We start from the raw sequence: 21,640 nt of genomic DNA, 5'->3' as shown, positions 1-21,640 counted from the left end.
TAACTATATGATAGCATATTTTTTCACCTTGTATATTGGGAAAGTTGGGGGCAATAAGTACTAATAAAGCCCAAAAAACTTTCCTACTTTCCTAAAATGAGGAAAGTAGGAAAGTTTTGATAGAAAATAAACTTACTCTTTGTAGAATAATGTAGATTTTTGTCGAAGCTTTATCATTAATTGCGTGGTTTTTTCCTATCTTTCATAGAAATGTAAAAAACCTCCTTCCAAAAAATTGGAAAGAGGCTTTCTATTTAATTTTATAGCATTTCTGAAGTTGTTTTTCCTTGCATGTGTTGGATTAGGTAGTCTGGACCACCAGCTTTTGAATCTGTACCGGACATATTGAATCCACCAAATGGTTGGTAACCAACGATTGCAGCTGTACATCCACGGTTAAAGTATAGGTTTCCAACATGGAAGTCTCTGCGCGCTTGTTCCAAGTGCTCACGATTATTCGTGATAACCGCACCTGTTAAACCATATTCTGTGTTATTCGCAATTTCAATTGCTTCATTGAAATCTTTTGCTTTTGTCAAACCAACAACTGGTCCAAAGATTTCTTCTTGCATAACACGTGCTTTTGGATCAAGGTCAGCGATTACTGTTGGATTCACAAACCAACCTTTAGAATCGTCACCAGTTCCACCAATTAGCACTTTACCTTCTTCTTTACCAATTTCAATGTATTTCATAATCTTATCATAGGATGCTTGGTCAATAACTGGACCCATGTATAAGTTATCAGCTGGGTCTCCAACTGTTAATTCTTTTGTTAGCTCTACAATACGATCTTTCACTTGGTCATAAACTTCCTCATGAATAACTGCTCGTGAACATGCAGAACATTTTTGTCCTGAGAAACCGAATGCAGATTGTACGATTGATTGTGCTGCTAATTCTAGGTCTGCTTCTTTATCGACAACAATTGTATCCTTACCGCCCATTTCTAGGATGGTACGTTTAAGCCAAATTTGGCCCGGTTGGATTTTTGCTGCACGTTCAAAGATATTCAGACCAACTTCACGTGATCCAGTAAAGCTAATAAAGCGAGTACGTGGATGATTAACTAAATAGTCCCCAACTTCAGCACCTGGTCCCGGAATAAAGTTAATGATTCCAGCAGGCATTCCAGCTTCCTCTAGCACTTCCATAAACTTATATGCAATAACCGGAGTTACACTTGCAGGCTTTAGTAATACAGTGTTACCAGTTACCATAGCTGCAACTGCTGTTCCTGCCATAATCGCAAATGAGAAATTCCAAGGTGAAATGACAAGACCTACTCCTAATGGAATATAATCAAAACGGTTATCCTCAATTGGACGACTGTTAATCGGCATACCATCTTTAACTTTTAGCATTTGACGACCATAAAACTCTAAAAAGTCAATTGCTTCTGCTGTCTCTCCATCCGCTTCCTTCCATGGCTTACCAGCTTCTAATGCTAGATGAGCATTAAATTCATGTTTGCGGCGACGAATTATTGCTGCAGCACGGAATAAAATACCTGCCCGGAGTTTAGGATCAGAAATTCTCCAGTAATTTTTGAACTTTTCATCTGCAACTTGCATAGCCTTTTCAGCTAGTTCTTTATTTGCTTTCGATACATAACCGATTACTTCTTCCTTATTAGAAGGGTTTACGGAAACAATCTTATCTTCCGTAAAAATACGTTCACCATTAATAATAAGTGGATATTCTTTACCAAGGTCTGCTTTAACCTTCTTAATTGCTTCTAACATTAGCTGTTTGTTTTCTTCTACTGTAAAATCAGTAAAAGGCTCGTGCGTGTACGGTACTACCATAAATAAAACCTCCCTATAATAATATGCAATATATTACATATGGCTCCGCTTTCAAAGGTTTCGAAAAATTATGTTAAACCAACTACAATGAAGTGCAATATAAAACGGAGTGGAATATATCCACTCCTTATTCTAACTTAAGATTGAAAACTCTTCAAACATCTTAATTTTTTCTACGTAGTTAGGATAGTATAAGACCTTCCATATGAAAGGAATAACTAACACATCCCCTATTAGGACCAGAGAATACGATTTGTCTAATCAAAAAGATGAACTACAGGATCTTCTTTACCTGCCTCTCGATAAATATATCCCTCTAATCTTTGGCTAGAACTTATTTGAATTTCAATATCATAATCATTAGGGAATCTATCCTTTACCAATCCATAAGTATACTGGGCAAAGCCAATAATCTCTGCTTTTCCATTAAACTCTATTGGTACTTCAATTGTTAGCTTTTGAAGTTGCTCATTAACATAAAATCCTTCACCAATATATCCTACATAATTTGGGAAAAACTCTGCAATTTCTACCCCGAAAGTATTGACAATCTGAGCATCATCAAAGTACTTGTCCTCTGCTTCATTTGAAGGAAATAGAATGTAATCCTCTTCTACACCTTCCCACTCATCAATACTCATGTCCCCTTCTTGGACATAGGTTTTAGCAACGAAATTACCTGGAACTGCTGCCCCTTGTGCTTCTTCTCGATATATTGCAAACATGATAGGGACATTTTGTAAGCCTTCGATTTGTCGAAGCTTTTCTAGGACTACCTGAGCTACTTCCCGACCCTTTTCTAACATTTCCCCTTTAGGAATTTGCTCATAATAATATGGACCGCCTATTTCCGTTTGAAAACGATATTGTGATTTTAATGCTAGACCAATGGAAACGCCAACTAATTCAACCGTATTATCTTCATTTCGCTTGATAAAATTTTGTTCTAAAATATGAGATAGGACTCTTGGATTTTTCTCATATTCTTCTTTCTTAGAACCCTCTTTAACAACTGGATTCAATTCATCGATCCATTCGTAAACTTTGGATTGTTCCAAGTACTGCCCTTCTTCAAAATAAAATTTATTTGGATCAAAGAATTCCTTGGAATGGCGTATAAGTCCCTGTTCCACTTCATCAATATCTAAACGGTTTTCAATTTGTCTTGTGGTGGCTCCTCTTGCTGCACTAGTTCGGTATGGTAAGACGACACGATAATCATCTTCCGATAGTTTATAAGTAGGTACAATAGAAGGCTGACCAGTTGGTTCTTCTTCTTTTTGTACTACTTCATCCTGATCATCTTTTTGCATGCTCGGTGCACAGCTCGTAAGTAAGAGGAGAGTGCTTAGTAATACAATATTTAATTTCTTCATATCCAAGCCCTCCTTATCCTTCAAGCATTTTTAAGAATTCTTCTTCATTCCATATAGTAATCCCGAGTTCTACTGCTTTATCATATTTTGAACCGGCATCTTCTCCAGCAACTACTATGTCTGTTTTCTTACTAACACTCCCAGTTACTTTTCCACCTAAAGCTTCAATACGTTCTTTTGCCTCTGGGCGAGATAATTGCTCCATTTTCCCAGTTAATACAACAGTTTTTCCAGCAAATGGATTATCTTCTTCACTTACTATTACACGTTTTGGCCCTTTATACGCCATGTTTAATTCAAGATCTTTTAATTCTTGAAGCAAGTCTGTTACTTCTTCTTCAGCAAAATACTGGACGACAGAATCGGCCATCTTTTCACCAATTTCGTCGACGGCAATCAAGTCCTCATAGGTTACTTTTTGTAGCTTATCCATCGTTTCAAATTCTGTTGCAAGTGTCTTTGCTGCTTTTGCTCCAATAAAACGGATCCCTAAACCAAATAATAATCGCTCTAAGGAATTATCCTTTGATGCATCGATTGCTTTTAGTAAATTATCTACCGACTTTTCACCCATACGTTCAAGCTTTAATAGTTCATCTTTCTCTAATCGGTAAATATCAGCTATTGTATGAATCAATCTTTCATTAAAAAGCTGGTTAATAACCTTTTCACCAAGTCCATCAATATTCATTGCATTTCTCGATACAAAGTGAATAAGTCCCTCCTGAAGTTGTGCCGGGCAGTTTGGATTGATACAACGTAAAGCCACTTCCTCTTCCAAACGCACAAGTTCACTTCCACAAGCTGGACACTCGGTTGGCATGTGGAACGGCTCTTCTATTCCAGTACGTTGCTCTGTAATAGCACGGACTACTTCTGGAATAATATCTCCAGCCTTCTTAATAACAACTGTATCACCAATTCGAATATCCTTTGCCCGAATGAGGTCTTCGTTATGTAAGGATGCCCGTTGAACGGTTGTACCTGCAACCCGAACAGGATCTAATATTGCAGTTGGGGTGATGACACCAGTACGTCCTACACTTAATTCAATATCCGTAAGCTTCGTCACTACCTCTTCTGCTGGGAACTTGTAAGCAATTGCCCAGCGTGGACTTTTCACTGTAAAGCCTAATTCTTCTTGTTGAGCTAAATCGTCAACCTTAATAACAATCCCATCAATTTCATAAGGTAGATTAGGACGCTCTTTCGTCCAGTACTCCACATATTCTAAAATTTCTTCAATAGAATTACATTTTTTCCATTCTGGGTTTGTCTTGAAACCCAGTTGTTTTAACTGGTTAAGTCGATCACTATGAGATGCTACCCTGTCAGCTTCCCATTCTCCAATAGCATATAAAAAAACATCTAAGTTACGAGAAGCTGCAATTTTAGGGTCTAATTGTCTTAATGATCCTGCCGCAGCATTCCTTGGATTAGCAAAAAGCTCCTCCCCATTTTCTTCCCGCTGTTTATTAAGTGCAAGGAAGGATTTATGCGGCATATAGCATTCCCCACGAACTTCGATTTTCCTTTTCTCTGTGATAGAAAGAGGAATACTCTTGATGGTACGTAAATTACTTGTGATATCTTCACCAGTTGTACCATCACCACGTGTTGCACCACGAACTAATTTACCATCTTCGTAAGTAAGCGCGATGGCAAGTCCATCAATTTTGAGCTCACAAACATAAGATAATTCTTTATCTGTTCCTTGGCTTGCACGACGAGCAAAATCACGTAGATCTTGCTCGTTAAATGCATTTCCAAGACTCAGCATTGGGATAGAATGTTGTACCTTCTGAAACCCTTCAAGCGGTTGCCCACCAATACGCTGAGTTGGGGAGTCATCAGTAATTAGTTCTGGGAACTCCTCTTCTAATTTGCGAAGTTCTTCTAGTTTTTGATCATATTCTGAATCAGGAACTGTTGGTTTATCTACAACATAATATTCATATGCATAGCGATTCAATAATTCTCTTAAGGATTCCACTTTTTCCTGTGCCTGGGATTTTTCCATGCATCAAGCACCTCCCTATGGTTTCGTAATTGGGGCAAACTTTGCAAGTAGTCTTTTTATACCAGTTGGTGCTGGGAAGGCAACATCGAGTTCCATTTTATCTCCTTCACCCTGAACCTTCACTACTGTACCCGTTCCCCACTTCTTGTGTTCTGCCTTGTCACCTGGTTTCCAGGTTTCATTTTCGGCACCTGTTGTTTGTTGTGTGCGTTGTGCACTTCGACGAGGTTGAGAAGTTGGCGTAGCTTGTGTAGTACTTGCTTGAGTCCTTGGATTCCCAAACGGACTTCGCTCTGCTCTTCCACCGAAGTTATTTCCAAATGGAGAAGAACCAAACATGGAAGCTCTCGCTTGTTCTATACCTTCAATTAACTCTTCTGGTATTTCGTTGATGAATCGACTCATTGGATTCATGTTTGTACGGCCATAAAGTGTACGCATCTTTGCATTTGTTAAGTACAGTTGTTTTTCAGCACGAGTAATACCTACATATGCAAGACGGCGTTCTTCTTCCATTTCCTCCTCATCAAACATCGCACGATTATGAGGGAAAACATTCTCCTCCATCCCGATTAGGAATACGACCGGGAACTCAAGTCCTTTTGCAGCATGTAACGTCATTAACGTTACCTTTTCCTCGTTGTCCGGGTCTTCTTCGTCAACCCGATCAATATCGGCAACTAATGCTAAATCAGTCAAGAAGGCTAATAATGTTTTATCTTCACTAGTTTCCTCAAAATCCTGTGTAACGGTCATGAATTCTTCTAAGTTTTCTAAACGGCTTTGCGACTCAATGGAACGTTCATTTTTCAACATTTCCTCATAACCTGACCGTTCCAGTACCTGTTCAACCATTTCAGTTGCTGTTAAAAATTCTTGTTGTTGGTTTAATGTTTTTATTAGGTTTCCAAATTCTGCTAAAGCTATTGCTGCCTTTTTCGGAACACCGGTAAAGTCTACAACTTCCACCGCTTGATAGAATGACATATCATTTTCTGCCGCATATGCTCTTAATCGTTCTATTGAAGTTTTTCCAATTCCACGCTTCGGCTCATTCACGACCCTTTCAAAACTCAAGTCATCATCGGGGTTCGTAATTAAACGAAGATAGGCAATCATATCTTTAATTTCTTTACGATCATAGAATCGCATACCACCAACCATTTGATAGGAAACGCCAGATTTCACCAACGTATCCTCAATAGCACGGGATTGTGCATTGGTACGGTAAAGAATCGAGATATCACTTGGTGTAAATCCTTCTTTCCGAACCAACTCATTAATTTTATCTGTTATATACAAAGCCTCATCTTGTTCTGTTGCGCCTTGATAATACATAATCTTCTGGCCATCAGGATTTTCTGTCCAAAGGTTCTTTGGCTTACGTCCAGGATTATTAGCAATAACTTTATTTGCCGCTTCAAGAATAGATTTCGTTGAACGGTAGTTTTGCTCAAGGAAAACCGTTTTTGCTTGAGCATAGTCTTTTTCAAAGGAAAGGATATTAGCGATATCTGCACCGCGCCAACGGTAAATCGACTGATCAGAGTCTCCAACAACACAAAGGTTTTGAAATCGATTTGCCAATTGCTTAACCAACGTATATTGTGCATGGTTTGTATCTTGATACTCATCCACATGAATGTATTGAAATCTACGTTGATAGTATTCCAACACCTCTGGCACTCGTTTGAATAGGTGAATGGTTTGCATAATTAAATCATCAAAATCAAGTGACTGATTTTTACGGAGTACTTTTTCGTAACCTTCAAATACACGTGCTACTTGGCGGTCATAGAAATTACCCGCTTTATTACTGTATTCTTCGGCAGTGACAAGCTCATTTTTCGCACTACTAATTTGATTTTGCATTGCACGGGGTTCAAATTGCTTTGTATCAATATTTAAATCCTTTATAACCTGCTTTACAACGGATAGTTGATCACCACTGTCTAGAATCGTAAAGTTGCGACTATAGCCAATTCGGTCAATATCTCTACGTAAAATACGTACACACATCGAGTGAAAAGTCGAAACCCACATATCCGTACCCGCTGGTCCTACAAGTTTACTCACACGATCCTTCATTTCACGTGCCGCTTTATTCGTAAATGTTATCGCCAAAATATTACGAGGCGAAACACCTTTTTCCTCCATTAAATATGCAATTCGATGTGTTAGCACACGAGTCTTTCCACTACCAGCACCGGCCATAATTAATAATGGTCCTTCTGTATGTTTGACAGCTACTTGTTGCTGTTTGTTCAATCCATTGATTAAGTCATCAATTGTACGACTCATATCAAAACACCTTCCTATAAACTCAGGGTTATCTTTTTACTGCTTGTACAGTCTTTAACGCCTCTTTAATATTTGTATAAATGCTATTACCAACTACGATTACATCTGCATGTTCTTTCATTTCTTTTGCCTGTTCAGCAGTTTCAATTCCACCACCGTAGAAAAGAAGTGTATCCTTTAGCTCTGCTTTTACTTTCTTCACTAATTCAGGATTACCATATTTCCCACTGTATTCGACATAAAAAATTGGAAGATGAAAAATATTTTCTGCCATATAAGCATAAGCGACTACATCGTCGTCTGTTGGGAGTTTACAGTTTGTATGCTGGAATACTTTTGCTTCCTGATTTAAGATACAATAGCCTTCTACAAAAATCTCATCCCAATTCATAATATCTTTAAATTCTTTTATCGCTTCATGATGAATATCCATCATCCACTTTTTATCATTGCTGTTCATAACCATTGGAATATGATAATAGTCAAATCCAGGGGTGATTGCTTCCATATCCGAAATCTCTAAGACAACCGGTACTGTATAACGGCGCACACTTGATAATAAATCCAATACACCATCTAGGGTCACGTTGTCAGTACCACCTACTATGATTGCATCTGTTCCTGATTCACAGATTAATTCTAAGTCCTCGTCTGAAATTTCCTTTGCTGGGTCAAGCTTAAATACATGCTTCCATTCTTTCATATTTGTATACAAAGGTCTAATCCTCCATTATAGTTTTCCATTTGTATATTATAGCAAAAAAAGTGGTGGGAATTTAATAATATGGTGAGAATTTTAGGTTAGTCTAATTACTTCCCCCTAAAGGGGTGGAGTTCCCATGTACTTATTAGAAGCCTACAAAGTTTCCTCAGTTTTGTAAACTATATAAGTCATGTTGAACAGGATGTTTTTTAGATAGAAGTTCAACGTTGGTAGAACTTTTTCATTTTGTGGGTATCGTTATGTTGTTATATTGGATCGCTTGAAAGGTGCGGATATTAATCTATGGTTACTTTTACGTATAATCCACTACTCCCTCCATAGGAATAACTATACCTAAATTATACATAACCGAATATACGTTCGTCAATATCATATTATTTATTCATCCCTCCTTCATGGAGTCAGCTTTGAACTAAATCCGGTAATTTCAGACAATTAATTCATTCATTATATGAAACTTAATTTATATTCGATTAAACAATCGAATTTATTATAAATTTCATCTTTTAATCTAATTTATTCATGATATAATTTAGGAAATAACTATACATATAATAAGTATTTTCTAAATACAACTCATTTACAATACATATTACGTTCTAGAAAAGAGGATTGTAATGATTAAACCAGTTTCAATCTTTATTATGGATGTCAGTAATAGCTCCTATAGTTCAGATTTTGGAGATACACTTGAGACCTATTTAGAGGAAATTTCTTGTTTGGTTAAAAGCTGGACAAAAGATGTTTTAAGTGTGAAAGTTTCAGCTAGAAGGGGAGATGAAATAATTTTCATTAGTGAAAATTATACTACTGCGTATACTATAGCCTTCTATATAACTCGTATTTGGAAATTTAGGAATAATAAACCTTATTTTGGTTTAAGCTTTGGTAACATTAACAAAAATATTGAGGATATTAATCTAGAAACTTGGATTCACCCTCTCGTTAAACAAGCAAGAATTGCCAATAATAAATTAAAGGAAATAAAAAAAAATAGACCACCATTTAGATTTGAACTAGATAATAATGTGAATAGTACAAGTTTAAAGGAATTGTTAAAAACTGATCCATCAGGAAATCTATTTACAGTTTTTGAGACTTTGATTAATACGTTAATTGATACACAAAACTTATATTTTGGTAGACAAACCTATTTACAAGAAATAATTTCAACCTTGAAGTTAATTATTGATAAGCAAAGAAACATAGCAGTTCTTTTAAAAAAATCCCCATCGACCATTTCAAATCATTTAAATAAAGGGGAGGGTACAGAGATTATAAAAACATTTAACAACATCACAGAATCATTAAATTCTTTCCAAATTACGAATTTAAGATTAGAATCTTTAACTTCTGCAGATAAAATTACAGCTATAGATAATCAATTAAACCAACAAAACCCTTATGAAATTACTAATAAACTAAATGAAAAGATTAAACAACATTTAAAAAATAATATAAGTACCTACTTTGACTTTTCCAATATTTAAAGTTTTGAGCCTCCAATGCTTTTCATATAATTTATTTAAGAAGGAGAAGACTTGATGATTGTACTATCACTAATAACGGCACATCTTATTGCTGATTTTTATATGCAGACAGATGAGATGGCAAAAAACAAAGAACAAACTCTAATAAAGCACTTATTTCATCATTTTCTATGTCTTCTTATCGTTACGATGATATTTTGGTTAAGAGAAATCAATGTTAGTGAAGTATTAAGACAGGTTATTTTTCCCATTCTATTTATATTATTTTTTCATTATGTAATTGATAGACTAAAAATTGAACTCTCTAAATCTACCAATACTAGAAAACGTTTAGGAGAATATGTTGAAGCTAAATTGTTTTGTCTGGATCAGGTTGCCCATATTGCCATTTTAATCCTATCATCATCATTATTTTTTGATATCCCTATTTCCTATATTTTTGATAAAGGCATACGATTAATTAACACAACTACTTCGTTAGGTACAGGTAGTACTATTCTATTTTTATTTATAATTATTATGTTGGCAACAACAGTTAGTGGTCATTTTATTAATAAGGTTATTGGAAATCTTCCAAAACACATTTCAACTTTTGAAGGTAAGTTTTCTTTTAAAACTGATGAAAGTAATATACATCAAAACCAAACCATACCAAGGGCCCAAAAAATGCTGGAAGAGTATAACTATACTATATACAATGAAAACAATTATAATCGCGGTAAAGTAATAGGATATATTGAAAGACTCATCGTATTAATACTAACCTATTATTCTGCTTATTCAGCTATTGGTTTTATTATAGCTGCCAAGTCCATCGCTAGATTTAAATTAATGGAGGAAAGGTCTTGGGCTGAATACTTCCTATTAGGTACAATTTTGTCCATGCTGATTGGAATTTTACTTGGTATCGCAACTCGAATAATATTAAAATAATAGCTTAAACACTTAAAGGTCCATCCTATGGGAAGGAGGACCTTTCGAACACATTCTTCTTGAGGTAAGAAAGTATAAAATTTGGCTTTGTTAAGTTTTTGCGCATAAACAGCCACGTCCAGCTCCATCGCCCAGAGACTAGCGAGACTTCCCTCACCTCCGTACGATAAGTCAACATCGACTCCCTACGGTCGCCGTGTTTCCTTTATCTCCTACGGATCAGTCCAGTCCGTACGTCTCTAAACGGGCGCTTGCGCTTTTGTTCATTCTATACCTTTCTAACAAAAACTACTTTCAAATAATTACCTTCAGGATATTCTCTAATTGTGCGAAAATCCTCAGGTAGTGAAAATTCTTCTAATACTTGATAGTTATAACCAGTCTCTTCGAATGCTTTTTTGATAAACCCTTTGAATTTACCCATTCCAAATGCACTGCTATTAGTAGAGGCAACGATGACTCCGTTGTTTTCGGTTATTGCGATTGTTTCTTTCAATAGCTTTGTATAATCTTTTTCTGCACTGAATGTTATTTTCTTAGATCTTGCAAAGCTTGGTGGGTCTAAGACTACTAGATCGAACTTTAGATTTTTTCTTCCTGCGTATTTGAAATACTGGAATACATCCTCTACGATAACATCTTGTGCTTCATAATCAATTCCATTAAGACTAAACTGTTCGATAGTTTTTGGTTTACTTCGGTTAGCAAGGTCTACGCTCGTTGTTTTTGTTGCTCCACCTAATGCTGCAAATACGGAAAATGCTCCTGTATAGGAAAATGTATTTAACATATTGGTTCCTTCAGCGTACTTGTCCCTTATTGTTTTCCGTACTTCTCTTTGGTCTAGGAATACCCCAACCATTGCACCTTCATTTAAATACACAGCAAACTGAACACCATTTTCTTTTACGATAATAGGAAATTCACCACGTTCACCTGCTACAAAATCATCCTCTTCAACGTACTGGCCTTTTACATCAAATCGTTTCTTTTGATAAATTCCTTTAAACTCGACAGACTCTCCAAGTGCATCAAGAATCGCTTTGCGAAAATGATAAATCCCTTTACTATACCAGTTAATTAGATAATACCCATCAAAATAATCAATGGTGATACCACCAACGCCGTCTCCCTCACCATTAAATACTCGAAAAGCATTCGTACTTTCGTCAGCAAAAAATGACTCTCTTCTATTTATGGCAGCAATTATTTTATTTTTAAAGAACTTTTTATCGAACTTCTCATGCTCATTTTTAGAAAGAATCCAGCCATAGCCTTTATTTTGTCTTCCATAGTAGCCTTTAGCAATAAATGAATTTTTCTCATCAATCAGTGATACAATCGTCCCTTCTTCTCGTAAGTCCTTATGATTGATGATCGCTTCTGATAAAATCAGTGGAAAACCATTTCGGTATTTTTTTATAAAATTTGTTTTAACTTTTAATCGCACGTCCTGTGACATTAATTCCAGCCCAATCTTTATGTAATTTAAAGTTCTCTTGATTGTACCATAATATCTACATACAATTAAAATATGAACAAAAGCGCAAGCGCCCGGTTAGGGACTACGGACTGGACTGAGCCGTAGGAGATAAAGGAAACACGACGACCGTAGGGAGTCGATGTTGACTTATCGTACGGAGGTGAGGGAAGTCTCGCTAGTCCCTGGGCGCTGGAGCTGGACGTGGCTGTTCCTGCACAAGAACTTAACAAAGCCAAATTTTTATATTTTCTTAAATATAGAAAAAAGCATGGACAAATACATCCATGCCTTTCCAGTTCTATGCGTTAATATTCTCAGGGCGGTTAAAAAATAATTCACTACTATCATTGGAATTCTCCATTGCATATACAACAGAATCTAGTGGACTTGCAAAAACATACGGATAATCTACCTCCCCTAATTCTGAATGGATTGTATAGGCTAACACTTCTTCCTCAACACGGAATTCAGAATAAACTCCAGGTTTATTTCCACGAGGGTCTAATCGGACCCATTTACCCAATTCTTCAAGATACACTGCATTCAATCCATGTAAAGCATAGCCAGATTCCACAGTTCCTTTACGGGTTACTTTTTGGTAGCAAAACCCTGTAGGAATATTCATAGCTCTTAAGAATCCAGCTAATAGATGTGCCTTCGCAAAACAAATTCCTTCCTTTTGCTCCAAAGCATCAGAAGCTGTAATCGTTACGGGGCAAACTTCCTCACTGTCAAAAGAATGCTGAATTCTATCACGGGAAAATTGAAAAGCTAGGTCAATTTGTTCTAGTTTCGTTTTCCCAGTTTGTTTAAAAAATTGCACTTGCTTTTGAATTGCTGGATGGCTGTAGTTTATGACGGATGTTTCTTCCAAATATGCTGTCAGTCTGTCATCCATAATCATTAAATCCATTAACTCCACCTCACAATATGAACATTATTTTTCCTCTCCTTCTATTTTACTGTTAATTAATTATCCAACTTGATATGAATAGGAAAATTTCGTGACATTTTGTATTTAAAAAAGCTTAACAAAAGGCTGTTTTCGTATAGTTTATTACTTTTGAATTTCACAATTGATGTAAACTACGCGGCAATTAATAATCTTTGGTAGTGCATCAAACCCGCTCCGGAAATACACTGCGCTTTCCATGGGCGGCTGGTGAGCCTCCTCGTGCTAACGCACTGCGGGGTCTCACCTATGCCTATCCTCCCATAGGAGTCTCCGTGTATTTCCGGAGCTAGTGTAGATTGAATACAATGACTTCACTTGTCACCTAAAATGTGTTTTTAAACTATCTTTAAATTAGAAAACTAATACTAGCGTAGGCAGAATACGGAGACTCCTACGGGAACAGCACGTGTCCGAAGACCCCGCAGCGGTGGTTTTCCCGCGAGGAGGCTGAGGCCGTGCCCGTGGAAAGCGGAGTATTCTGCCGGAGCGGTAGCATAGCAGTTCACCTCTCTGCATTCATTAATAGTGATGCTCTATAAACAGTAGTTACCGCACAGTCTATACAAATTGTGTAATTAACAACACTCTTTTAGAAAATAGCTTAACAAAAAGACCTGCACTCTTGATTTGAGAGTACAGGTCTTTTGAAACTTTAATATATAATGGATTTCATTCTTTCGTTAGTGTCCGCTCTAAGACCATCTTATACCCATCACTACCATAGTCAATACAACGTCTTACTCTAGAAATGGTAGCAGTAGATGCTTTTGTTTCTTTTTCAATCGTTTTATACGTATATCCCTCAGTAAGCATTCTAGCCACTTGAAGTCTTTGAGAAAGAGATTGAATCTCACTCATTGTCGAGATGTCATCGAAAAATCGATAGCATTCTTCACGGTTCTTTAACGATAAGATGGCATCAAATAAATGGTCCAGTTCTTCCCCGCGTAATTTATCTATTTGCATAACGCAACCTCCTACTCCCTACTCACTAGTAATGGTAACAGATTTATCCATGCCTGGGTTAGTTGGAACTACATTAATCCAAGTCTTACCTGGTACAAATCCAATCACTTCACCGTCTTTAACTGGAACTAACTGTCCATCAAGGTTTTGCCACTCGACCTGTTGCACTTTCCCTTTTTGAATTAGATATGCCTTACCACCAGCATAAAAGTCAATCGCACGGCGTCCGGCATCATCAATCACCTCATGATAGGTTTCTATTATAAATACATTATCTACTTGAACGGCTTCATTCGTGTTTAATTCAACTGTCATTTCACCATCATTATAGCGATTGTACTTCTCTGTAGTAGGATCATAGTCATATTCCACAATATTCATTGGTTGATTTGAATAAACAATTTCCACATGATTTGCATTATCTCCAGTAATTTCTCCTACTTCTTCATTTGATAAGAAAGGCATTGGTTGATGTTCAGCAGTGATTTCATAACCGATATCACTCGCCACTTCATGTACATTTCCAAATAATAGATAAGAATTATGTGGAGCAACACGGAAAGACTCCCTTTTAAATAAATGGCCATCATTGTCATAAATGGCCCCGTCTAGATGATCAATGCCTCGATTATCAAGCATATCATTCACAAAACCGGCAGCTCCATGATAGATATAAAGAGCACCATAGCGTTCAGCCAAATCAAAATAATATTCACGAGCACTGCGAACTGGTCCAACTACTTCTGGTTGTTCACTGTGAAAAACGGCAAAAAATCTGGTGATCATACCTTCAGCCAAAATTTCGAATACCATATCTGCTTGCGTAAGTCCTGTTTGTGGACGAGCTTTCGTATGGTTGTTAACCATCACACCGACAGCACGATGATTTACTTCTTCATTTGTCTGAATACCTGTGAATGGATAAACAGTTGTAAATTGCGGTTCTTCTACTTTTTCTGGTTCCGTAACTACTTCAGTACCCTCATTAGATTCTTTTTGCTTATCCGTTTTATCACTACAAGCTACTAAAAGAAACAGAACACTTGCTACTACTAGCAAAATCCACTTTTTCATAATCCCAACACCTTTTAACTATTCAATTTAGTACAACTATTAGAAAAACTCCCATTCGCTCGTTCTTTAGCGAATGTGTTAGTTTTTCTTATGTCGGCAGAAAGTTTTTTATACTTTCTAAACTACCAACAAAAGTCCTACTACTATTATATGTTAACGCATGGTTGCTGGGAAGAGTACATCACGTTTTTTAATATCCATAATACCTTCTTGGGTAATTCGAATGTATGGCAAGTGGGTTGATGACAAGAATAAGATGCTATAAACTGGATCATTAAATTGATAGCCAAACTCCTGTAATTTCCCTCTAAGCTCCTGTTCTTTTACAATTAACTCATCCATACTTCCAGCAAACATTTTACCCGCTAAACGTAATGGAAGTTCAGAAATTATTTCGCCTTCATGAACAAGTACAATTCCACCACCTAGCTCCTTTAGACGCTTCCATGCTAGTAAAATATCTTGTTTATTTTTTCCGACAAAAATAAAATCACCTGTTTGTGAGAAAGAACTTGCTAACGCACCAAGGTTCTTTGTAAATCCACGAATTGTTGTGTTAACACGCCATTCTCCATTTCTATCAAGAAGTAAAAGGAATGCCTCGTCACGTTCTTCCGGTAGCTTTTCTACAGTAATATCCGTTTGAATTGCATATGGTTTAATAATGACATCATTAACCATGTCTAGCCCAATCGGTGTGGAAAATTGTAAATCATTTATTCCCAAATCCCAATTAACTTGAAGTGGTTTAATATGATACTTTTCCCAGCTAATATAAGATGGTAGCTCCTGTACATTGCCATTTTTTACAATCCATTTTCCTTTTGCTAAGACACCCTCTGGATGTGGATTGTCCTTCCGTTGTAATATGTTAATATTAGCAATCCTACCAGGCGCTATACATCCTAGAAGTTCATCTAAATGGAAATGTTTCGCTACGTTAAACGATGCCATGCGATATGCTTCCTCTATAGGTACACCCTTTTGAATTGCAATATCGATACATACATTCATTAATCCATTCTCATAAAATCCTGGTGTACCACCGTCCGTTGTCATCGTCAACTGGTCAAAGTTTGTTAATCCAGCTTCTAATAATTCTTCTAAAACTTTAGGAAGGTCAGGGCGAATAGAAGAATAACGTAACCCTACTTGATATCCAAGCCGTAGTCTCTTCAGAACATCTTCTCCACTAATTGACTCATGATCGGCTGATACACCTAGTAACTTTAGTTTTGTTAATGTAATTTCAGAAGCACCGGGTAGGTGTCCTTCAATAGGCTTTCCTTTTCTCTTTGCCTCTTGCATCCAGTATAGTAATCGATCATCACCATTAAGCAGGCTTGGCCAACCTGTTAGCTCTCCCCCCTGAATGACAGAAGGATGTGCTAACCAGTCCAACATATCCTCTGTGTTAAACAAGCTTTCCTCATTTAGAAGTGCTGTTTGTGGATCAAATCTACTCCACCAAAACATCGAAATTGGTAATTTATTAAAATCGGACATGATAGAAAACGCTTTCTTTTTATCTAATAAAAAAAGCCATGATAAATTATCATTAACTAATGTTGTTGTTCCAAATTTTGCCGCATGGGTCGCTAGAACTTCTGGATTATATAATTGAAACGGATGTGCATGTGGCTCCATATAGCCAGGAACAACAAACTTACCCTTACAGTCAATTATTTCTGTAGATTGGTCTGGAAGCTTATCACCAACATAAATAATCCTTTCATTATACACCCAAATATTTGCTGTTAACCATTGATTAACATACATATTTAAATAGGTTGCATTCTTTAATACAAGAGTTGGCGCAAACTTCCCCTCTACCACTTTCACATGCTTTCTCAGCTCATAATTTCTCCAATATCTATTCTCTAACATAGGGCAACTCTCCAAATTTTTTCTTTTTCCAATTGTACCACAATTCACGCTTTATTACTGTAAAGTTATTGTTAATTAAAGTGAAAAAATTGTGACAGGAAACATTCGGGAGATAGGGAACGGTTGATGTACCAGTAAATGGTTTATATTAGCCTACACCAGCAGAAGGAAGACGCCCTTAGCCAGGAGCGCCTTCTTCAATCTTTCCAATATCTGTACGATAGAAAAAACCATCTAACTCCTCATTTGATGGGATGCATTCATATACTAACCTACTGGCAGCTCCCAAAGTCTTTCCCTTCGCACCTACTAACAGCACACGCCCACCAGTAGAAACAAATCTATTATCAGATTCTTCTACACCTGCATAGACAATAAACGAATCACCATCTATATCTGGTAATACTACACCTTTTCGGTACGCATCTGGATATCCAAAAGAAGCTAACACCACACCTAAACAAGTTTCCTCTTCCCATTCTAATTGTGGATCCTTCCCGTGAAGGACATCTAATAGGACTTGTAATAGGTCATTTTTCATAAGTGGTAATACTACTTGTGTTTCTGGATCTCCGAATCTAGCATTAAATTCAATTACCTTTGGACCGTTATCTGTCATGATCAGTCCTGCATAAAGTATTCCTGTAAATGAACGGTCTTCCATCACCATTCCAGATGCTGCCTTTTGCAAAATTTCTTTTGTAGCATAAACAATAACATCTTCGGTAATATCTGCTACTGGAGCATAAGCACCCATTCCACCTGTATTCGGACCCTCATCATTATCAAACGCACGCTTATGGTCTCTCGCTGGAATCATTGGATAAACATTATCTCCGTTAACAAAGGCCATCAAGGAAAATTCACTACCAACTAAAAATTCTTCCACTACAACTTTAGCACCAGCATCCGAGAAGGTCTTGGAAACTAGCATGTCATCAATTGCTTGAAAAGCAATTTCCTTTGTTTCAGCAACTATTACACCTTTTCCAGCAGCTAGACCATCCGCTTTAATAACAATTGGAGCACCAATTTCATTTACATATTGCTTAGCCGCAATTGGATCGGTAAATGTTTCATAGCTTGCTGTAGGAATCTGATATTTCATCATTAATTCCTTTGCAAAACTTTTACTTCCTTCAATTAATGCCGCTTCTCTTCTAGGTGCAAACACACGCAATCCTTCTGCCTGAAAAGCATCAGCTAGCCCATCCAATAGAGGATTCTCAGGTCCAATAATGGTAAGGGATACTTGATTATTTTTCGCAAAATCTATGAGCTTAGTACGCTCCGTTTCTTCAATTGGTACACATGTTGCATGACTTTCCATTCCAGCATTACCGGGTGCAACAAAAAGCTCATCAACCTTCACACTTTCGGAAAGTTTCTTTACAATACTATGTTCACGACCACCACGTCCAACAACAAGAACGTTCATTATTAGCCCCCTTATTAATGTTTGAAATGACGCATACCTGTGTACACCATTGCAATTCCGTGTTGATTACATACATCAATAGATTCCTGGTCACGTTTTGAACCACCCGGCTGAATAATGGCAGTAACACCCGATTTGATAGCTTCCTCAACTGTATCTGGCATTGGGAAAAATGCATCAGATGCCATAACAGATCCAAAAGCCTTCTTACCTGCTTGCTCTATAGCAATTTTAGCTGCACCGACACGATTCATCTGCCCTGCTCCAATTCCAGTTGTTTGCTTATTTTTTGCCAAAACAATCGCATTTGATTTCACATGCTTAACTGCCTTCCATGCAAAAAGGAGATCTTTCATTTCTTCATCAGTGGGCACTCTTTCTGTTGCAACCTCTAGATTACTTCCTTCAATAACACCATCATCCTTATTTTGTAAAAGCACCCCACCATCAACGGTTGTCAGCTTATACAATGCCTCATGTGGACGAGACATATCCATTGTTACTAATCGAATATTTTTCTTACTAGTAAGAATTTCAAATGCTTTTTTAGAAAAACTTGGTGCAATGACAATCTCTAAGAAAATTTCACTTAATTGCTCCGCAGTAGAGGAATCTACTTCACGATTTAATGCAACAATACCACCAAAAATAGAAACAGGATCCGCATCTAACGCTATTCGGAACGCATCCGCAATAGATTCACCCATACCAATACCACAAGGATTCATATGCTTCACCGCTACAGCTGTAGGCTCGCTGTACTCAGCTAAAGTTTCAACAGCAGCGTTTGCATCCTGGATATTATTATATGAAAGTTCTTTACCATGCAATTGCTCAGCAGTAGCAAGGCTCATGCCATTTTGAATTGGATTTTTGTAAAACGCTGCTTCCTGGTGAGGATTCTCTCCATAACGTAGGGATTGAACTTTTTCATAAGTTACAGTATAGGTTTCAGGAAATTTTTCTTCTATTTGCGTAAGAAAGTAATTTGCTATCATCGCATCATAATTTGCAGTATGTCGGAATACCTTCGCAGCTAATTTTTGTCGGAATTCTAGGTCTATTCTCTCTGTCTTAAATCCCTTGATAATAGAATCGTAATCATTTGGATCGACAACTACTGTTATGTCAGCATAATTCTTTGCAGCAGAACGCAGCATCGTTGGACCACCAATATCAATATTCTCAATAATCTCTTCCTTTAATACACCTTCACGGGCAAGTGTTTGCTTGAAAGGATAAAGATTCACGACAACCATATCGATAGGTTCAATATGATTATCTTCTAGTTGCATTAGGTGGTCTGGATCCGAGCGTTTAGCTAACAACCCACCATGTACATTCGGATGCAGTGTTTTTACACGTCCATCTAGAATTTCTGGGAATCCTGTAACTTGATCAATGGCAATTGCAGGAATACTAGCATCTTGAAGTACCTTTAATGTTCCACCAGTTGAAATAATCTCAAAGTCTAGTTCCACTAAACCTTGCGCAAATTCTATGATATGTTTTTTATCTGAAACACTAATTAATGCACGTTTTTTCATGATTGGACTCCTTTGTATTTTGTTGTTATGGTATCGGGCTTATGCTTTCAACCATTCCATTACTACAGAATTAATAACTTCCGGGTACAACATATGCTCCACCTTCTGGATACGGTCTTTCAAAGCTTCAATAGTATCTCCCGGTAAAATTTCTACTTGCTCCTGTGCGATTATTGGACCAGTATCCATCCCTTCATCAATATAGTGAACCGTTACACCAGTTTGATGAACACCAGCTAGATATGCCTGATTAATTGCATCCTTACCAGGAAAAGCTGGAAGTAATGATGGGTGGATATTCAATATTTTCTCTTCATATGTATGTAATATGGTAGGACCAACTAGTCGCATATAGCCCGCTAGAAATATCCATTCAACTCCCGCATCAAGTACAGATTGAAGTACGTTAGCCTCGTAATCCCCTTTTGAATCAAAGTCTTTAGGATTTAAAACAAACGTTTGTACACCGAAACATTCTGCCTTTTCTATAACACTAGCACCAGGCTTATCACAAACTAACAAAACAATCTCACAAGCTAGATTTTCACAAGTCATCATCGCTTCAAAATTACTTCCCGTTCCTGAAGCAAAAACAGCTGCTTTTGGTTTAGTCATAACACAAATGTACCCCTCTTTTATCTACAACTTTCCCAAAGACCGTTGCATTTTCTCCTGAATCGATTAATACTGACAAAGCTGTATCAACATCTGATTCTGCAACTGCAACTACCATACCAATGCCCATATTAAAAACACCAAACATATCTTCATGTGAGTATTCACCTATAGTTTGTAAGAAAGAAAAAATTTCAGGTATTTTCCAACTTCCTACTTTAACTTCAACACCCAGCCCTTCCGGTAACATTCTTGGAATATTTTCGTAGAATCCACCACCTGTAATATGGGAGATTCCTTTTACAGACACCTTATTCATCAATTGCTTTATCTGCCCAGCATAAATTCGTGTTGGCTCTAGTAACCAATCTCCAAGTGACTTTGTTAGCCCTGGATAAACCTCATTAAATTCCATTCCAGCAACAAGCTTTCTTACTAAAGAATATCCATTCGAGTGGATACCGCTTGACGGAAGACCAATCACGATATCTCCCGCCTGAATCGCCTTACCAGTCACCAACTTTGACTTCTCGGCAATTCCAACTACAAAACCTGCTAGATCATATTCATTTTCCCCATACATTCCAGGCATCTCAGCGGTTTCTCCGCCAATCAGTGCAGCTCCTGACAAGGAACAGCCCTTAGCAACACCAGCAACAATTTGTTCTATGCGAGCAGGGTCATTTTTTCCACAAGCTATATAATCAAGGAAAAATAAAGCTTCAGCTCCTTGAGCCACAATATCATTGACACACATTGCAACTAAGTCAATGCCTACCGTGTCATGTTTATCCATCTCAAATGCAAGTTTTAACTTTGTGCCAACTCCATCTGTACCAGAAACTAACACTGGTTCGTTATACTGAAAAGCGGTTAGTTCAAATAGTCCTGCAAAAGCGCCTATTTCTCCTAATACTTCCGGTCTAGTTGTTTTGGAGATATGCTTTTTCATTCGTTCTACCGCTTCGTAACCAGCCTCTACATTGACCCCAGCTGCCTTATATACATTCGTCACTTTGACAC

The 21,640-nt window shown here is 37.2% G+C and carries 16 protein-coding genes; 2 read left to right on the top strand and 14 right to left on the bottom strand.

All coding sequences use genetic code 11. From position 1 onward, the window contains the following. Nucleotides 1-260 precede the first annotated feature (260 nt). From pruA to pcrB, 5 genes are all read right to left on the bottom strand, one after another. A complete protein-coding gene (pruA, locus tag K332_RS0114475) occupies nt 261-1,808 on the bottom strand; it encodes an L-glutamate gamma-semialdehyde dehydrogenase (RefSeq protein WP_026908107.1) in 1,548 nt (515 codons plus the stop codon). Between the two features lie 257 nt (nt 1,809-2,065). Then, nucleotides 2,066-3,184 (bottom strand): CamS family sex pheromone protein, encoded by a 1,119-nt coding sequence (locus K332_RS0114470; RefSeq protein WP_026908106.1) that lies wholly within the window; start codon nt 3,182-3,184, stop codon nt 2,066-2,068. A gap of 13 nt (nt 3,185-3,197) precedes the next feature. Beyond that, nucleotides 3,198-5,204, bottom strand: a complete 2,007-nt coding sequence (gene ligA, locus K332_RS0114465) for an NAD-dependent DNA ligase LigA (RefSeq protein WP_026908105.1) — start codon at nt 5,202-5,204, stop codon at nt 3,198-3,200. Between the two features lie 15 nt (nt 5,205-5,219). After that, nucleotides 5,220-7,505 carry a DNA helicase PcrA gene (gene pcrA, locus K332_RS0114460; protein ID WP_026908104.1) on the bottom strand — a complete coding sequence of 762 codons (2,286 nt, stop codon included), beginning with the start codon at nt 7,503-7,505 and terminating at the stop codon, nt 5,220-5,222. Nucleotides 7,506-7,533: 28 nt separating this feature from the next. Next, nucleotides 7,534-8,208, bottom strand: a complete 675-nt coding sequence (gene pcrB / locus K332_RS0114455; protein ID WP_425414463.1) for a heptaprenylglyceryl phosphate synthase — start codon at nt 8,206-8,208, stop codon at nt 7,534-7,536. 638 nt (nt 8,209-8,846) lie between these two features. On the opposite strand from pcrB, the gene K332_RS0114450 reads away from it, so the two are divergent. Both K332_RS0114450 and K332_RS0114445 read left to right on the top strand, forming a co-directional pair. After that, nucleotides 8,847-9,719, top strand: a complete 873-nt coding sequence (locus tag K332_RS0114450) for a hypothetical protein (RefSeq protein ID WP_026908102.1) — start codon at nt 8,847-8,849, stop codon at nt 9,717-9,719. A 54-nt stretch (nt 9,720-9,773) separates the two neighbouring features. Beyond that, a complete protein-coding gene (locus K332_RS0114445; protein ID WP_026908101.1) occupies nt 9,774-10,652 on the top strand; it encodes a DUF3307 domain-containing protein in 879 nt (292 codons plus the stop codon). A 268-nt stretch (nt 10,653-10,920) separates the two neighbouring features. Here K332_RS0114445 and K332_RS0114440 read toward each other — a convergent pair whose 3' ends face one another. The 9 genes from K332_RS0114440 to purM all read right to left on the bottom strand — a co-directional run bounded on the left by K332_RS0114440 (nt 10,921) and on the right by purM (nt 21,632). After that, nucleotides 10,921-12,114, bottom strand: coding sequence for a class I SAM-dependent rRNA methyltransferase (locus tag K332_RS0114440; protein ID WP_026908100.1), 1,194 nt, complete (start codon nt 12,112-12,114; stop codon nt 10,921-10,923). 319 nt (nt 12,115-12,433) lie between these two features. Further along, on the bottom strand, nt 12,434-13,048 hold the full coding sequence (locus tag K332_RS0114435) for a transglutaminase-like domain-containing protein (RefSeq protein ID WP_026908099.1): 615 nt from the start codon (nt 13,046-13,048) through the stop codon (nt 12,434-12,436). Nucleotides 13,049-13,759: 711 nt separating this feature from the next. Continuing rightward, a complete protein-coding gene (locus K332_RS0114430; protein ID WP_026908098.1) occupies nt 13,760-14,056 on the bottom strand; it encodes a YerC/YecD family TrpR-related protein in 297 nt (98 codons plus the stop codon). Between the two features lie 18 nt (nt 14,057-14,074). After that, nucleotides 14,075-15,130 carry a DUF3048 domain-containing protein gene (locus tag K332_RS0114425; protein ID WP_026908097.1) on the bottom strand — a complete coding sequence of 352 codons (1,056 nt, stop codon included), beginning with the start codon at nt 15,128-15,130 and terminating at the stop codon, nt 14,075-14,077. A gap of 153 nt (nt 15,131-15,283) precedes the next feature. Continuing rightward, the gene (locus K332_RS0114420; RefSeq protein ID WP_026908096.1) at nt 15,284-17,017 is read right to left on the bottom strand and encodes an adenine deaminase C-terminal domain-containing protein; all 1,734 of its coding nucleotides are present in this window, start codon (nt 17,015-17,017) and stop codon (nt 15,284-15,286) included. A 178-nt stretch (nt 17,018-17,195) separates the two neighbouring features. Next, nucleotides 17,196-18,455, bottom strand: coding sequence for a phosphoribosylamine--glycine ligase (gene purD / locus K332_RS0114415; protein WP_026908095.1), 1,260 nt, complete (start codon nt 18,453-18,455; stop codon nt 17,196-17,198). 14 nt (nt 18,456-18,469) lie between these two features. Then, nucleotides 18,470-20,002: a bifunctional phosphoribosylaminoimidazolecarboxamide formyltransferase/IMP cyclohydrolase gene (purH, locus tag K332_RS0114410; RefSeq protein ID WP_026908094.1), complete on the bottom strand. Its 1,533-nt coding sequence runs from the start codon at nt 20,000-20,002 to the stop codon at nt 18,470-18,472. A gap of 39 nt (nt 20,003-20,041) precedes the next feature. Next, nucleotides 20,042-20,617 carry a phosphoribosylglycinamide formyltransferase gene (purN, locus tag K332_RS0114405; protein ID WP_026908093.1) on the bottom strand — a complete coding sequence of 192 codons (576 nt, stop codon included), beginning with the start codon at nt 20,615-20,617 and terminating at the stop codon, nt 20,042-20,044. After that, nucleotides 20,610-21,632 carry a phosphoribosylformylglycinamidine cyclo-ligase gene (gene purM / locus K332_RS0114400; RefSeq protein WP_026908092.1) on the bottom strand — a complete coding sequence of 341 codons (1,023 nt, stop codon included), beginning with the start codon at nt 21,630-21,632 and terminating at the stop codon, nt 20,610-20,612. Before purM ends, purN begins: the two co-directional genes overlap by 8 nt. Nucleotides 21,633-21,640: the final 8 nt, after the last annotated feature.

The sequence above is a fragment of the Paucisalibacillus globulus DSM 18846 genome (assembly GCF_000482485.1).
In the GTDB taxonomy this organism is placed as follows: domain Bacteria; phylum Bacillota; class Bacilli; order Bacillales; family Amphibacillaceae; genus Ornithinibacillus; species Ornithinibacillus globulus.
Note: the sequence above shows the minus strand (reverse complement) of the source record. Positions and strands in the feature narration are given on the sequence as shown.